The organism is Edaphobacter sp. (assembly GCF_028283685.1).
Classification (GTDB): domain Bacteria; phylum Acidobacteriota; class Terriglobia; order Terriglobales; family Acidobacteriaceae; genus Edaphobacter.
Map to the genome: position 1 here is coordinate 270,411 of NZ_JAPWKF010000008.1, position 14,881 is coordinate 285,291.

Annotated in this window: 14 protein-coding genes; 11 read left to right on the top strand and 3 right to left on the bottom strand. The window is 64.2% G+C overall.

The genetic code is table 11. The features are described 5' to 3' along the window. Positions 1–31: 31 nt before the first annotated feature. Both PW789_RS16155 and xrt read right to left on the bottom strand, forming a co-directional pair. Positions 32–712, bottom strand: a complete 681-nt coding sequence (locus PW789_RS16155; RefSeq protein ID WP_299378474.1) for an exosortase C-terminal domain/associated protein EpsI — start codon at positions 710–712, stop codon at positions 32–34. Beyond that, a complete protein-coding gene (xrt, locus tag PW789_RS16160) occupies positions 709–1,662 on the bottom strand; it encodes an exosortase (RefSeq protein WP_299378477.1) in 954 nt (317 codons plus the stop codon). The genes PW789_RS16155 and xrt overlap by 4 nt, the downstream gene beginning before the upstream one ends. Positions 1,663–2,111: 449 nt before the next feature. On the opposite strand from xrt, the gene PW789_RS16165 reads away from it, so the two are divergent. From PW789_RS16165 to PW789_RS16195, 7 genes are read left to right on the top strand one after another with little or no spacing between them, the layout of a single operon-like run. Continuing rightward, complete coding sequence (locus PW789_RS16165; protein WP_299378479.1) at positions 2,112–2,828, top strand: polysaccharide biosynthesis/export family protein; 717 nt, start codon at positions 2,112–2,114, stop codon at positions 2,826–2,828. An 11-nt stretch (positions 2,829–2,839) separates the two neighbouring features. Then, complete coding sequence (locus PW789_RS16170; RefSeq protein ID WP_299378481.1) at positions 2,840–4,174, top strand: hypothetical protein; 1,335 nt, start codon at positions 2,840–2,842, stop codon at positions 4,172–4,174. 10 nt (positions 4,175–4,184) lie between these two features. After that, the gene (locus tag PW789_RS16175; RefSeq protein ID WP_299378483.1) at positions 4,185–5,720 is read left to right on the top strand and encodes a GNVR domain-containing protein; all 1,536 of its coding nucleotides are present in this window, start codon (positions 4,185–4,187) and stop codon (positions 5,718–5,720) included. 2 nt (positions 5,721–5,722) lie between these two features. After that, positions 5,723–6,646 (top strand): AAA family ATPase, encoded by a 924-nt coding sequence (locus PW789_RS16180; RefSeq protein ID WP_299378485.1) that lies wholly within the window; start codon positions 5,723–5,725, stop codon positions 6,644–6,646. Beyond that, positions 6,643–7,584: a CpsD/CapB family tyrosine-protein kinase gene (locus PW789_RS16185; RefSeq protein ID WP_299378487.1), complete on the top strand. Its 942-nt coding sequence runs from the start codon at positions 6,643–6,645 to the stop codon at positions 7,582–7,584. Before PW789_RS16180 ends, PW789_RS16185 begins: the two co-directional genes overlap by 4 nt. 24 nt (positions 7,585–7,608) lie before the next feature. Further along, the gene (locus tag PW789_RS16190) at positions 7,609–8,988 is read left to right on the top strand and encodes a TIGR03013 family XrtA/PEP-CTERM system glycosyltransferase (RefSeq protein WP_299378489.1); all 1,380 of its coding nucleotides are present in this window, start codon (positions 7,609–7,611) and stop codon (positions 8,986–8,988) included. Next, entirely contained in the window at positions 8,985–10,157 is a 1,173-nt protein-coding gene (locus PW789_RS16195; RefSeq protein WP_299378491.1) for a glycosyltransferase, read from the top strand. The genes PW789_RS16190 and PW789_RS16195 overlap by 4 nt, the downstream gene beginning before the upstream one ends. 44 nt (positions 10,158–10,201) lie before the next feature. On the opposite strand, the gene PW789_RS16200 is transcribed toward PW789_RS16195, so the two are convergent. Then, positions 10,202–11,266 (bottom strand): glycosyltransferase, encoded by a 1,065-nt coding sequence (locus PW789_RS16200; protein WP_299378493.1) that lies wholly within the window; start codon positions 11,264–11,266, stop codon positions 10,202–10,204. A 161-nt stretch (positions 11,267–11,427) separates the two neighbouring features. On the opposite strand from PW789_RS16200, the gene PW789_RS16205 reads away from it, so the two are divergent. The 4 genes from PW789_RS16205 to PW789_RS16220 are packed head-to-tail and all read left to right on the top strand — an operon-like array spanning position 11,428 to position 14,846. Then, positions 11,428–13,350 carry an HAD family hydrolase gene (locus PW789_RS16205; protein ID WP_299378495.1) on the top strand — a complete coding sequence of 641 codons (1,923 nt, stop codon included), beginning with the start codon at positions 11,428–11,430 and terminating at the stop codon, positions 13,348–13,350. Positions 13,351–13,366: 16 nt separating this feature from the next. Further along, on the top strand, positions 13,367–13,621 hold the full coding sequence (locus tag PW789_RS16210) for an acyl carrier protein (protein WP_299378497.1): 255 nt from the start codon (positions 13,367–13,369) through the stop codon (positions 13,619–13,621). Positions 13,622–13,654: 33 nt separating this feature from the next. Continuing rightward, on the top strand, positions 13,655–14,731 hold the full coding sequence (locus PW789_RS16215) for a hypothetical protein (protein ID WP_299378499.1): 1,077 nt from the start codon (positions 13,655–13,657) through the stop codon (positions 14,729–14,731). Continuing rightward, positions 14,712–14,846, top strand: coding sequence for a hypothetical protein (locus PW789_RS16220; RefSeq protein WP_299378501.1), 135 nt, complete (start codon positions 14,712–14,714; stop codon positions 14,844–14,846). The genes PW789_RS16215 and PW789_RS16220 overlap by 20 nt, the downstream gene beginning before the upstream one ends. Positions 14,847–14,881 lie beyond the last annotated feature (35 nt).

Sequence of the window (14,881 nt, forward strand, 5' to 3'; positions counted from 1 at the left end):
TGTTCGCGGTGGCCGCGCTGGCGGCCGGCGGCTAGTTCGGGATGAACTGCGGCAGAAACGGCGTCATGCGGGCAGTAAAGCGAGTAGCCCGAGCCCGTGCCGCCTCAATCGATTCGTTCGGTGCAATCGGCGTGATAACGCGAACCAGCGCGCCATCGGTGCGGTTATAACGGATCGCATCGGCCAGCATGTACGCCTTGGCACGATACTCATTGGCGATCGAACGCCCATGCGCCTGGTACCAGTAGATGACGAACTGCCGCGACTCTCCATTGTTGATGACATACTCGCCCACGTTGTAGCTCTTGCCGTTCACATCCTCGATCGTCGTATAGCCCGACGACTCGAAGCTCCAGCCCGCGCCCGGCAGGCAGTGCTGCGGCGAATGAATCGACTGCCCCGTGCGCTGCGTCGCAAAGTAGCCGATGAAGACTCCCACCGGGTACATTCCGCCCGGCCCGCTCGCCGACCGCTTTGCCATCACCGCAGGATCGCTGATCGTGTAGTTGCGGTTCAGAAAGTCGCCCTTGCCCAGGACCGTCAGAACGTCGTTGTCCAGCGGAACGTCGCGGCCGCTCATCCCGTCGATGGTCACCGGCATCAGGCTCAGCGGATCGCTCGCCGGAACATGGTCCGCGTCGCCGCGATGCAGCAGCAGGCCCAGCGTCACCACCATCAGGCCGATCACCGTCAGGAAACGCGAAGACCTCATACGGCCTCCTTTGGTGCCGGGGAGAACAGCCCGATCACCTTGTGCACCAGGTACAGGCAGCCCAGCGAGACCAGGAACATCACCCAGCCCGAAAACTCGTGGAAGAAGCCCTGCGCCTTGTTCGGGTCCCAGTACTGCACGCACAGACCGGTGCCCACGATGCGGAAGACGTTGGCCGTCACCGCGATCGGAATAGCCGCAATGGCCAGCAGAGTTCGGCGAGCCGTCGTCTTCTCCAGAAAGTAGCCATAAAAGATTGCCAGCGTGAACAGGCTCATCAGCGACCGGATGCCGCTGCACGCCTCGGCCACCTCCAGCTTCATCACCGGCAGCTGGATCACGTTGCCCTCCTGCAGCGTCGGAACCCCCAGCAGCGGCAGAATCGAGCTTGCCACCTGCGAGGCCATCAGCTGCAGCGGAAAGGTGATCTGGTTAAAGATGATGGCCGGAAAGGGAATTGCCAGCAGGAGCACCAGGATGGGGAAGCGTAGTTCCTTTAACATCGCCCCGCCGAAGAAGGTCCAGACCAGCCCGGAGATCAGCACCACGAACGAGAACCGGGAGGTGAACAGGTCCACTCCATAGATACCGAAGATCAGGATCACCAGCCCCAGGACCACCAGCGGCAGCCCGGCCCAGCTCCCCTTTACCGGGGTCGCCGCGATCTCCCTGCGCTTGTCCCACAGCAGGAACAGCGAAAACAGGGGAACCAGGAAGCCGTGCGAGTAGTCGGCGATGTTGTACCAGTCGACCACCAGCTTGATGCCGACCCGAAGGTACAGCGCCACTAATAACAGGGAGACGATCCCCAGGGGGACCCAGGCGCCCTTCGGCACACGGGACAGCAGTCCCGGCAACGTCTCGCGCGATCCGGCATCCATCTTTCCCGCAGCTGGAACCGCCTGGGTGCTGCTGGCCATCATGTATGAGACGTTGGCGTTGTGGTCCACGAGAGATCCTGTATGCAATTAGCATGCCGCTTTTCGCGGTCCCATTGCTTGGGGCTTTTGCCGCCGTGGCACGCACGGGTGAGAATATGCTGGACCATAATGATAGGCAAATAGGAAAATGTTTTCACACTTCTGCTGCCATTCTGCATACCGTGATCCTGTCCCGCAAAGTCCTTGCCGGAAAATATAACGGGTAATTCGGCCTTTAGTGCCTATAACCGGTTCAGGAGCCTGTCCCCGGATCTGCATCCAACAAACAAAGTTCCCTTCACGCTGGGATTTGGCATATGGTGTGCAAGTGTGCAAGGTACTGCCCACAAAGGTGCTATTGAAGGTGCGATGCTCCTTCAGTGCATGATTGGGTGACTACGTATCCTCCGGCACTTCGCTGATACAGCGGCCGGCCTACGGTACAGACAACGCCTCACAGGCGTGGAGAGTGGATCAGGATGTTTCAGTGGCAGACAGGCCCGGAGAGCTTCGGGCAGATCGAGACAGGACGAAGACGTCCCCTAGCGCAGGCAGGCCAGAGCCTCGCCCGCAGCCGCTACCTTGGCCTCGTGCTGGCTGTGGCCCTCTGCGCCACCGGACTCAGCGCCAGCGCCCAAACTACAGAAAATAAACAGGCTCCTGCTGCGACGGCACCTGCTCCCCTGTCGGGATCATCGGCCGGGGCCGGGGTCGATCCTACCCGCTACATCATCGGCTCGGAGGACACCCTCCAGATCACGGTCTGGAAAGAGCCCACGCTCTCCGGCACCGTTCCCGTCCGTCCCGACGGTCGCATCTCGCTGGTCCTCGTCGGCGACCTGCCCGCCTCGGGCCGAACCCCCATGCAGCTGGCCGACGACATCACCACCCGGCTCAAGAAGTACATTCAGGACCCCAACGTCTCTGTCATCGTCATGGCGGTTGGCAGCCAGAAGATCTTCCTCGTCGGTGAGGTCGGTCACGTCGGTCCGGTCATGCTCTCGGCCGGGATGTCCGCGCTGCAGGCTATCGCTGCCGGCGGCGGCCTGACTCCCTACGCTAACTCGAAGAAGATCTACATTCTGCGTAATCAGGCTGGTAAGCAGGAGAAGATTCCGTTCAACTACAAAGAGGCTCTGAAGGGGGCGCTACAGGGTCCCGAACTGAAGCCGGGAGATACGATCGTCGTCCCATGATGAGACTACCGATGAAGAAGCTGCTTTCCATCTCGACGATGCTGCTGGCCTTTGGCGCGCGCGGCTACGGCCAGGCTGCTCCCGCGGCAACTCCCACCGGGTCCACCACCTCTGCCGCCGACCAGACGCCCCGGCCCTGGTTCGCCGATGGCACCGTGCACTACGCCCTCAGCGCCACCGAGCTGTTCCAGTTCGGCTACTATGGCTCCGGAAACGTCACCACCACCACGGCCTTCTCCGGTAATGTCGGCTACATGACGCTCAGCCAGACCCACCCCTTCACGCTGATCTACTCCGGTGGCGTGCTCATCGGCCAGGGCGGGCAGGGCACTACGACTTACCACAACGTTGCGGTCTCCCAGTCCCTCATCAAGGGCAAGTGGATCATGGGCATCACCGACTCCTTCAGCTTCCTGCCCCAGTCGCCCACCACCGGCGTCAGCGGCATCGCGGGCGTCGGCCCTATCGGCAGCATTCCCACCGACCCGCCCTCGCTGGGCGCCGCAGGCGGCGTGCTGACCTACTCCAATAACCGCATCGGCAACACCGTCACCGGCACCGTCGAGCGCCTGCTCACCGGCAGGACCTCCATCAGCGGCGCCGGTTCCTACACCATCCTGCACTTCCTCGACGATGACGCTGGCCTGGACAACACCTCCACCACCGGTCAGGTCTCGGTGAACCATCGCATCAATGTGCGGAATTCGGTCTCGGTCAGCGCGGTCTACTCCAGCTACGAAACCACAGGTCTCTACTCCAACCTGCCCGGCTACCCGTATAACAACGTCACTTACCAGACCAAGGGGATCAACCTGACCTACCTGCGTCAGTGGACCCGTTCGCTGTCCACCGACGTCTCCGCCGGTCCCCAGTGGATCTCCAGCTCCTCGGCCGCCCTCGTGCCGGATCGCCTGAACGCCTACGTCAACGGTGGCATCAATTATGTCCGTCCGATGGACAGCTTCGGCCTGCGCTATACTCACGGCGTCAACGGCGGTTCGGGTGCCTTCGCTGGAGCCGAAGCCGACTCGGTCTCGGCTACCTATAACCACACCATCAACCGCAACTGGGCGGCCTCGGCCTGGGTCAACTACACCCATACCACCGGCCTGCTTTACGTTCTGCCGGACGCCACCAACGGCAGCGGTGCCATCAACACCGAGTACGGCACCGTTCAGGTGATGCACGGTTTCACCAGGACCATCTCCGGCTACGCCAGCTACACCGCGCAGAACCAGGATGTAAACACCCCGCTGGCGTCACAGAACGTCTACAGCGGACTCTCGCACACCATCGGCATCGGCGTGTCGTGGGCACCGAAGTCGACGCGACTCGGTGAATTTTAGGAGCAACATTATGTTAGGACATCGCGCGCTGAACGTGGACGACTACCTGGGGATTCTCAAACGCAGAGGCTGGATCATCGCCGTACCGGCGGTCCTGCTGACGCTGGTCGGCCTCGGACTCAGCTACATCGTTCCCCCCAAGTTCGTCTCGCAGACCCTGGTTCTGGTCGAGCAGCAGAAGGTGCCGGAAGACTACGTCAAGCCGGTCATCGAAGAAGACCTCACCGCGCGTCTCGCCTCCATGAAGGAGCAGATCCTCAGCCGTTCGCGGCTGCAGCCTATCATCGAGCGCTTCAACCTCTACGGCACCAAGGGCATGTCCATGGATGACCGCATCGATCAGGTGCGCAAGGACATCAACATCAAGCCCATCCACTCCGAGATGGCGCGCACCGGCGGCCTGCCCGGCTTCTTCATCGCCTTCACCGCCGCCGACGCCCGCACCGCGCAGCTGGTCTGCGGCGAGATCACCTCGCTCTTCGTCAGCCAGAACCTCAACGCCCGCGCCCAGTCGGCCGAAGGCACCACCGACTTCCTCAAGGGCCAGCTCGACGACGCCAAGCGCACCCTCGATGAGCAGGATGCCAAGCTGGCCGCCTTCCAGCAGAAGTACATGGGACGTCTCCCCGGCGAAGAGGCGACCAACATGAACATGATGACCAGCCTCAACACTCAGCTTGAGGCTGCCACCCAGCAGCTCGCCCGTCTGCAGCAGGATCGCAGCTACGTCGAGGCCATGCTGGCCCAGCAGCAGACCGTATCGTCGCCCTCAGGCGTCTCCGGGACGTCCTCCAGCGCCGACCAGGCCGAGCTGCAATCGCTGCTCACCGAAGAGTCTGACCTCACCAAGCGCTACACCGCCGACTATCCCGACGTCATCGCGGTGCACCGCAAGATCAAGGAAGTCCGCGCCCGCATCGAAGCAGCACCTGCTGTATCCGCCTCGGCTTCTGCCGTCACCAGTGCTCCCAGCCGCAACGACTCGCCCGGTGTGCAGCAGCTGCGCGCGCAGCTGAAGGGTCTCGAACAGGGCATCATTCAGAAGCAGCATGAGCAGTCGAACATCCAGTCCTCCATCCGCATGTACCAGGGCCGCATCTCCTCCAGCCCGGTGGTGCTGGAAGAGTACAAGAACGTCACCCGCGACTATCAGACCGCGCAGTCCTTCTACGACGACCTGTTGAAGAAGATGAACTCCTCCAAGATGGCCACCGACCTCGAGCGCCGCCAGCAGGGCGAGCAGTTCCGCGTCATGGACGAGCCCAATCTTCCCGACGGGCCGACCTTCCCCAAGCGCGGCATGTTTGTGGCCGCCGGTCTCTTCGCCGGTCTCATCCTCGGCGTCCTGATCGTGGCCTGGCGCGAGTACCGCGACACCGTTCTGCGCTCCGAGCGCGATGTCTGGGCCTTCACGCATCTGCCCACGCTCGGCGTCATCTCCTTCACCGGGGACCTCGAAGATATCCGCCCCAGGCGCAAGTGGCTGGGCAGGTCGAAGCCTGACCTTCCGCCCGCGTCCAGGCCGCTCACGGAGACAGGTGCGTAACGATGTATAACGCCTTCTTCAAGCTGCACACCAGCCCCTTCGGCACCAGCCCCGACCCGCGGTTTCTCTACATGATGCCGCACACCCGCGAGGCCCTGGCCTGCCTGGAGTACGGCATCTCCGCGCGCAAGGGATTCACCGTGCTCACCGGCGAGGTGGGCACCGGAAAGACCACCCTGCTCAAGCGCGCGCTGGCCTCCTTCAACGGACGCCGCATCGCCACCTCGTTCGTCTTCAATCCGCGGCTCGAGGTGCTCGACTTCCTCGAGTTCGTGCTGACCGACTTCGGCATCACCCCGGCCACGCGCACCAAGTCCGGCATGCTGTTGCAGTTCAACCGCTGGCTCATCGAGCGCTACCGCATGCAGGAGACCTGCGTCGTCGTCGTCGACGAGGCGCAGAACCTCAGCTGGGAGCTGCTTGAGGAGATCCGCCTGCTCACCAATCTCGAGACCTCGTCGGAGAAGCTGCTGCAGATCGTGCTCTCCGGCCAGCCCGAGCTTGAAGAGAAGCTGCGCCACCCCAGCGTCCGCCAGCTGCGCCAGCGCGTCGCTCTGTGGTGCCGCACCCTGCCGCTGACTGAAAAGCAGACCTCCGCCTACGTCGCCGAGCGCCTGCGCCTGGCCGGAGCCAAAGAGCCCATCTTCATGCCAGAGGCGCTGGAGCTGGTGCACCGCTACAGCCGCGGCATTCCGCGCATCATCAACCTCCTCTGCGAGCACTCGCTGATCGTCGCCTTTGTCGAACAGGCGCAGCAGGTCACCCCGCAGATGGTCGAAGGTGTCGCCGTCGAGCTGGAGCTGGAGACACAGCCGTTTTTGATCTCCTCCGCCGCCATGGGCAGCAGGGGAGCTGACCAGAGTAATGAGATGTCGGGTTTCCTGGCCGCATTTGAGGGAGATCTGAAGGGAAGGCAGGATCGATGAGCCGTATATACGAAGCACTCCAAAAGGCAGAGGCCGAGCGCAAACAGGACCCCCGTCCATTCGAGGCCATCGATCCAGAGGCATCCGCCGCCGTCGCCGACTACGAGCCACCCACCGGTTACGCGCAGGCGGAGTTCGCCTCCGCGCTCACCGATCACACCGCTGCGCCGCTGCCCATCGGCAACACGGCCTTCGACGCCTTCACTCGCCACGAATGGAACCCCTCCATCGACAAGCTGCCGTCGCTGCTCGATCGCGGCCCGTCGGTCGAACAGTTCCGCAGCCTGCGCTCTCGTCTCTACGAGCTGCGCGACGTGCGCCCCATCAAGTCCATCCTCATCTCCAGCGGCCTGCCGCAGGAAGGCAAGAGCTTCGTCTCCGCGAATCTCGCTATCTCGCTCGCCCGCCATCGCAACAGCAAGGTGCTGCTGATCGACGGCGACATGCGCCGCTACACCGTGCACGAGATGATCGGCACCTCGCCCAGCCCCGGCCTCGCCGACTACCTCTCCGGCTCCGCAACCATCGAGGAGATCGTGCAGCGCGCCGAGCTCGACAGCACGCAGCAGGGAGCAGCCGCGGCCAATAAGGCCGGCCTCAGCAATCTTGCCTTCATCCCCGGCGGCAATGGCGGTGACCGTGCCGCCGATCTCTCCGGCAGCCCCCGCTTCGGCGAGCTGCTCAAGGCGATGTCCCCGATCTTCGATTGGATCATCGTCGACTCCTCGCCCGTGCTCCCCGTCTCCGATGCGGTGAATCTTGCCCGCTCCTGCGACGGCGTGATGCTCGTCGCCCGTGGCAGTGTAACCAAGTATCCGGTGGCGCAGCGCGCCGCCTCCGAGCTCAGAGCCTCCAATGTGCTCGGTTTTGTGCTGAATGCGGTCCATGAAGCACCGCAGGTCGGCAGCTACTACGGCTACAACGCGGGCAAGGAGTAAGAGGCGCAGCCCGGAACGAAAACGATGATTCGGTTATTCAATGTCTATTACCCCACCCGCACCATCGTTCTGCTTTTGTGCGAGGCGGTGATCGTCAGCGGGTCCTTCCTGCTGGCGATGGTGGCGCTGCAGGGCCCGTTGAATGCCTCTATCTGTCTTAATTATGAGTACGGCGCGCTCAAGATCGGCGCCCTCACCGTCCTCACGCTGCTCTTCTCCTACTACTTCGACCTCTACGAGCCGCAGCGCATCTCCGCCCGCTGGGAGATCTACTTCCGCCTGCTGCTGGTCCTCGGCTTCCTGTCGTTCCTCCTCTCCGCGGTCGTCTATCTCTACCCCGAGTTCGATATGGCTCGCTACGTTCTCGTGCTGGGCCTCATGTTCCTTACCCTGGGGCTGCTCATCTGGCGCAGCGCCTACGAGTGGATCATCGGACAGAGGATCTTCCGCGAACGCGTCTACGTCCTCGGCAGCGGCGACCGCGCCCGCATGATCGTGGAGATGCTGCGCGAGCGCAGGGACGCCGGCATGGAGGTCGTCGGCTTCGACATCGCCCCGGCCGACAAATCCGAGCGCAAGGAGTGGTTTGGCCATACACTCGACTCCTTCCGTGGCCGCACCCCCGACGTCAACCGCGTCATCGTTGCCATGGAAGACCGCCGCGGCGAGCTTCCGCTGCGCGAGCTGCTGAAGCTGCGCTTCGACGGCGTGCTCATCGAAGAGTCCGGCGCCCTGCTCGAGCGCCTCACCGGCAAGCTCTACCTCGACGGCCTGCGTCCCTCCAGCTTCATCTACAGCGAAGGCTTCCGCATGCGCCCCTCGCAGCAGCTGGCGCGCCGCGTCGTCTCCACGCTGACTGCGGCTGCCGGTCTGCTGCTCTTCCTTCCGCTCTTTCCGTTTGTCGTGCTGATGGTGCGGCTCTCCTCGCCCGGCCCCATCTTCTTCCGCCAGACCCGCGTCGGCATGGGCGGACGCCCCTTCACCGTCTTCAAGTTCCGCACCATGCGCACCGACGCCGAGGCCTCGGGCGCAAAGTGGGCGCAGCTCAACGATCCCCGCGCAACAAGGGTCGGTAACTTCATGCGCAAGGTCCGCCTCGACGAGGTGCCGCAGCTGTGGAATGTCCTCAAGGGCGACATGGGCTTCGTCGGACCACGCCCCGAGCGCCCCGAGTTCGTCCCCGAGCTGGCCGAAAAGATCCCCTACTTCGAGCTGCGCCACATGATCCGCCCCGGCCTCACCGGCTGGGCCCAGGTTCGCTACGGCTACGGCGCCACCATCGAGCAGGCCCGCGAAAAGCTCGAATACGACCTCTACTACATCAAGCACATGACCCTCGGCCTCGACCTGCTGATCATGTTCGAGACCATCAAGACCATCGTGCGCCGCCGGGGTGCGCAGTGAGGCTGCTGTTCTGGCTATCGCTCGCCGTCATCGCCTACACCTACGTGGGCTACCCCATCATCATGGCTCTCCTCGCCCGCTACGCCGCAAGGCCGTGGCGCATGGCCTCCTTCAACGGCACGGTCTCCATCGTTATGGCCGTACATAACGCCGTCGACCGCATCGGCGCGCAGATCGACCACCTCGCCTCCATTGCGCCTGGGCTTGTCGCCGAGATCATCGTCATCTCCGACGGCTCCACCGACGGCACCGCAGAGCTGCTGGCCGAGCTCGAGACCCCGCGCCTGCGCCCCATCGTGCTCCAGGAGCAGGTCGGCAAAGCCGCCGCGCTCAACCACGGCATCGGCGCCTCCTCGGGCGATGTGCTGCTCTTCATGGATATCCGTCCCAAGGCCGCTCCCGGCTCCGTCGAACATCTGCTCGCCAACTTCGGCGACGCCACCGTCGGCTGCGTCGCCGGGGAGCTGCTGCTCAGCAGCGAAGGCCACGACGCCGCGGCCTCCGCCGTCAGCGGCGTCTACTGGCGCTACGAGCAGTGGATTCGCAACTGCGAGGCCGCCTTCGATTCGCCCGTCGGCGTCTACGGCGGCTTTTACGCCGCGCGCCGCACGCTGGTCGAGCCCTTTCCCGCAGGCATCATCCTCGACGACATGTTCCAGCCGCTCTCTATCGTCCGCAAGGGCTACCGCAGCGTGCTCGATCGCACCGCCATCGTCCACGACATCTGGCCCGGCAAGGTCGCCGGGGAGTTCGCCCGCAAGGTGCGCACGCTGGCCGGCAACTTCCAGCTCGTCTCGCTCGCCCCCTGGACTCTCGGCCCGCGTAACCGCGTCCTCTTCCAGCTGGTCTCGCACAAGCTGATGCGCCTCGTCGTGCCGTACTTTTTCATCACGCTGCTGCTTAGCGCGACCTGGCTCGGCATCGCCTCACCCGCATGGCGCGTGATCGCCGCCGCAGAGTGGATCTTCTGGCTGGCATCGCTCACAGCGCTTCGCGTACGCCTGCCGCTCGTGCACAAGATCGCCTCCGCCGCCGGTGCGCTGCTGGTGCTCAACGCCGCCGCCGTTGCGGGTCTTTATCGTTTTCTGTTTACCCCCGGGCCCCTTTGGAAGACATGGTCGCCAACCGGACAGGCAGGCTCGCTGGAACCGGGCCGAGGCCGTGCATAGCTACTGAACCCAAACCAGCCTTCGACCAGATGAGAAGAGAAATGTCAGCGACGAGGACGCAGATAAAGATCCATGTAGGCCTGATCCATGCGGTCGAGCGTGAAGTGTTCGTCGTAGGCGGCCTGCGCGTTGGTCGCGAAGCGGCTGCGCATGGCATCGTCTCCGGCCATCTGCACGATGGCCTCGGCCATCGCCTCGGCATCGCCCACCGGCGGCGTCAGACCGCACTCCGCATTGCGCACTACTTCCGCCATACCACCCACATTGGTCACGATGGCGGGCAGCCGCATCGACATCGCCTGCAGCAGCGACATCGGCAGCCCCTCCGAGACCGACGACATGCAATAAACATCGGCGGCCGCAAAGAAGCCCGCGACATCCAGCCGCTCGCCCCAGAACGTCACGCTCTCCGCGATGCCCAGCTCGTTGACCAGCGCCTCCAGCGCGTCGCGCTCGTGCCCATGTCCCACCAGCCACAGCTTCAGGTCTGGCCGCTGCTTCAGCGCGATCGCCGTGGCCCGCACCAGCGTGGAGAGATTCTTCACCGGCGCCAGTCTGCCGACGAACAGCAGCGTGAATCCATCCTTCGCCACGGCCTCTGCGGGCTCCACCGGGTCGACGCCGTTGTACACGCGCACGATGCGGTCCTTCCGCGCTCCCGGAACGCCGCGCAGGTTCTCGCACGTCGCATCGCAGATGCCCACCACCCAGTCGCAGAAGCGCGCCGCAAAGTTGAACGCCTTCTCCTCCTTCATGTCATAGGGAGGAGCCACCAGACTGTGCCGCGTGCTCAGCACGCACTTCGCGCCCGCCAAACGGGCCGGAATCGCGGCCTGCAGCGTGGGCGCGGTATTGTGGCAATGCACCACCTCGGGCCGCAGCCTGCGCAACTCGCCGATAAATCGCAGGAAGGTCTTCGCCAGCGGAGCCTCGCCCAGCACCTTAACGGTGAATCCCTCGCTTACCAGCGACTCGCCCAGCGTGCCCAGGTTGCTGTACGCGATCACCGAGACATCATGCCCGTGCGACCGCTGCAAACGGCACAGCTGCGCGACCAGAATCTCCGCGCCGCCCATCTCCAGACTGTAGACAATGTGAACGATCTTCATGCGTGGTGCTTCGGTGCGGCTCTTCCAGGCAGGCTCTCACGCGTGGGCAGGCGGCTCGACTCGAATGTACATCAAAGCCGCCCGGCCGCAAACCCAACCGGCGCCGCAGAAGGTACTCTGTTACTTGCTCATGAGCATCAACAAAGGAGAGGCTGACGGCCATGCCGGGTGATATCGAGATTGCTGTACCCGAGAGAACCGTGGCGAAGTCCGGCATCGCAGGCGTGCGCTCCCTGCTCGCAGCGCGCGATGCCGCCTTCTGGCCTGCGCTGCGCGAAGCAACGCATTCCGCCCGCGACTTCTCCGAGGTGCTCTCGCTCGCCACCATGCGCAAGAAGGCGCTCCGCGCCGGCATCCCCGTCGAGATCGACCGCACCATCCGCCTCGCCATCGTGGGCGGCTCCAGCCTCTACCCGCTCAACGAGCTGGTCGAGCAGATGATCGGCGCGGCCTCCACCACCGGCTGGTGGCAGGCCGAGATCTTCAAGGGCGACTTCGACAACTACATCTCCGAGATCCTCGACCCCGAGAGCGAGCTCTACGCCTTTCGCCCCGACGTCCTCTTCCTTATCCCCTCCAGCCAGCGCTGCGTCTACCAGGGCGCGCTCACCGACGCCCGCGAGCAGCAGCACGCCGCCGCCATCGGCACCGCCGACGATCTCCTCGCGCTCGCCGCCACCGCGCACGACCGCACCGGCGCCGAGATCATCGTCGCCAACTACCTTCCCGCGCCCGACTTCGACCCCGGCCCCTATCGCGTGCGTTCGCTCGGCACCGACTGGAGCTTCCGCAAGATGGTCAACCTCGAGCTTGGCCTCCGCGTCCCCTCCTACGTCCACATCTGCGACGCCGAGTTCCTCGCCACGCAGCGCGGCGTCACCAACTGTTACGACGCCCGCGCCTGGTTCGAGACCAAGCAGCTCTACGCGCCCGACTTCGCCGTCGACATCGCACGCGAGGTCGCCACCATCGTCCGCTCGTTGCACAAGGCATCTAAAAAAGTGCTCGCGCTCGACCTCGACAACACCCTCTGGGGCGGCGTCATCGGCGACGACGGCATGACCGGCATCGAGATCGGCGGCACCCACGCCCGCGGCGAGGCCTTCAAGCAGTTCCAGCTCGCCATCGCGCAGCTGGCGAAGCGCGGCGTCGTGCTCGCCGTCTGCAGTAAGAACGACTACAAGAACGCCGCCGAACCCTTCGAGAAGCACCCCGAGATGGTGCTCAGGCTCACCGACATCGCCAGCTTCCAGGCCAACTGGGAGCCCAAGTCCGAGAACCTCAAACGCATCGCCGACGAACTGAACCTCGGCCTCGACAGCATCGTCTTCGTCGACGACAACCCCGCCGAGATCGAGATCGTCAACCAGTTCGTCCCGCAGATCGAGACCATCCTCCTCGGCCCCGACCCCGCGCAGTACGCCGCACAGCTGCTCAACTGCCGCCACTTCGAGCCGCGCTCCATCACCTCCGACGACCTCCAGCGCGGCGAGCAGTACCAGCAGCAGGCCGCGCGCGCGCAGGCCATGGGCAGCTCCGGCACCGACATGGCGTCCTACCTCGCCTCGCTCGACATGCACGCAGTCCTCAGCGAGTTCACGCCCGTCGACGTTCCGCGCATCTCGCAGCTCATCAACAAGAGCAACCAGTTCAACGTCACCACCCGCCGCCGCAGCGAGGCCGAGGTCGAAGCCCTCATCGCCGATCCCGCGCACTACGCCTACAGCGTGCGCCTCGCCGACCGCTTCGGCGACAACGGCCTCATCTCCGTCGTCATCGTCGCCGTCGAAGGTGCAACCGCTACCGTCGACACCTGGCTGATGAGCTGCCGCGTCCTCAAGCGCCAGATGGAAGACGAGGTCGTCAACGAGATGGTGCGGCTCGCCGCCCTGCGCGGCGCAGACGAGATCATCGGCCACTACCTGCCCACCGAAAAGAACAGCATGGTGCGCGACCTCTTTCCCCGCATGGGCTTCTCGCAGGTCGAAGAGAACCCGGAACGCACTACGTGGCGGCTCGACGTGAACACCTTCACGCCCCGTCCCACCCATATCCAGATCGACCGCAGAGCCTACGAAAACTAACCAGACCGGAGAAGTAATGACGCAGACTGAAATCCTTGCCAAAATGCAGCCTGTCTTTGACGATGTCTTCCTCGACGACGTAAAGGTCACCCCCGAGCTCAGCGCCAACGACGTCGAAGAGTGGGATTCGCTGCTGCAGATCTCCCTCGTCCTCGGCGTGGAAAAGGCCTTCGGCGTGCGCTTCCGCGTCGGTGAAGTGGAAGCCACCAAGAACCTCGGCGAGTTCGCCGACCTCATCCAGCGCCGCATGGCCGAGACCGCAAAGGCCTAGCCCGAAGCTCGAAGCCCCGAAGGACAAGCAACGATGTTTCCTGCCGTCTGGTCCAACAAACACGCCGTAGCGCTGATCGTGGTCATCGCCACGCTGCTCTCGCTGCCCGTGCTGATGCACGTCGTCGGCCTGCCGCCGCGCGGCAGCGTCTACTCCGGCATCCGTGTCGAGACCGGCACCGGCCCGCAGGACGAGTTCACCATCTTCGAGGAGAAGGGGCCCGTCGACATTCTCTTCGTCGGCAGCTCGCTGCTGGTGCGCGGCGTCGATCGCGACTACATCCAGCAGCAGCTCTCGGCGCAGCTTGGCCGGCCCGCCCGTGTGCGCTACCTCGCGCTCAAGTGGCAGGGCCTCGACATGCAGTACATGCTGATGCGCGACTTCCTCGAGCACCACGCCGCCGGCATGGTCATCATGAACATGCCTACCGATGCGCTCATCGGCGACTCGCCGCACATCCAGGCCTATCGCTGGATGCGCTGGGGCGAGTTTCCGCAATCGACTGCGGGCCTGGCCATGCGCGAACGCCTCGCCATCTACGGTGCCGAGGTCCTCGGCGCGCCGCGGCAGATCGTCAACTACATCCGCCCCAACCGCCTCGTCACCGATCCGGCGATGGTCGCCAAACTCGGCTCGCAGTCCGACTACGGCGCGGTCGGCTACTTCGGCGGCCCCTTCGTCCCCGAGCCGCGCACACCGCCCGCCTTCGCGCCCGCCAGCATGATCGCGCAGGGAGCCGGGGACGCCAACTTCGACTTCCACGGCAAGCCGCTCGGCCCCTACCACCAGTACTGGGCGAGAAAGATCGGCGATCTCGTGAAGCAGTACCACGTGCCCTTCGCCATGCTGCACATCCCTGAGGACACCGAGAAGGGAAGCATCACGGTGCCCGAGCGCATGTACTGGCCCGAGGTGATGGGCGTGCCCGACGCTCCCGTCATCGGCCTGCCCTCCGCCACGCTCTTTCACAGCACGCCTTCGGCCGAGGTCGACAACTACTACTACGATCAGCACTTCAACGACAACGGACGCGAGTTCTTTACCCGTGCCGTCACGCCCACCATTCTTCAGCTCTTCTCGCAGGAGGCGCATGCCCAGCCCGCCCGCTAAGCTCAACCCCGCGCTCATCAGCGCGCTCGTCGTCCTCTGCGTCGCGGCCATCGCGCTGACGCTCTGCATCACTCCCGACTCACTCTCGGTCAACCTCGTCTACCAGGCGTTCTAAGCATGCTCACGTCCATCCAGTACGGTGAAACAGCA

Excerpts from the sequence above, each read along its gene's own strand:
- PW789_RS16220 (WP_299378501.1), top strand. The coding sequence starts at position 14,712 with ATGCCCAGCCCGCCCGCTAAGCTCAACCCCGCGCTCATCAGCGCGCTC.
- PW789_RS16185 (WP_299378487.1), top strand. The coding sequence starts at position 6,643 with ATGAGCCGTATATACGAAGCACTCCAAAAGGCAGAGGCCGAGCGCAAA.
- PW789_RS16205 (WP_299378495.1), top strand. The coding sequence starts at position 11,428 with ATGCCGGGTGATATCGAGATTGCTGTACCCGAGAGAACCGTGGCGAAG.
- PW789_RS16170 (WP_299378481.1), top strand. The coding sequence starts at position 2,840 with ATGAAGAAGCTGCTTTCCATCTCGACGATGCTGCTGGCCTTTGGCGCG.
- PW789_RS16180 (WP_299378485.1), top strand. The coding sequence starts at position 5,723 with ATGTATAACGCCTTCTTCAAGCTGCACACCAGCCCCTTCGGCACCAGC.
- PW789_RS16215 (WP_299378499.1), top strand. The coding sequence starts at position 13,655 with ATGTTTCCTGCCGTCTGGTCCAACAAACACGCCGTAGCGCTGATCGTG.
- PW789_RS16190 (WP_299378489.1), top strand. The coding sequence starts at position 7,609 with ATGATTCGGTTATTCAATGTCTATTACCCCACCCGCACCATCGTTCTG.
- PW789_RS16165 (WP_299378479.1), top strand. The coding sequence starts at position 2,112 with ATGTTTCAGTGGCAGACAGGCCCGGAGAGCTTCGGGCAGATCGAGACA.
- PW789_RS16210 (WP_299378497.1), top strand. The coding sequence starts at position 13,367 with ATGACGCAGACTGAAATCCTTGCCAAAATGCAGCCTGTCTTTGACGAT.
- PW789_RS16175 (WP_299378483.1), top strand. The coding sequence starts at position 4,185 with ATGTTAGGACATCGCGCGCTGAACGTGGACGACTACCTGGGGATTCTC.
- PW789_RS16200 (WP_299378493.1), bottom strand. The coding sequence starts at position 11,266 with ATGAAGATCGTTCACATTGTCTACAGTCTGGAGATGGGCGGCGCGGAG.
- PW789_RS16155 (WP_299378474.1), bottom strand. The coding sequence starts at position 712 with ATGAGGTCTTCGCGTTTCCTGACGGTGATCGGCCTGATGGTGGTGACG.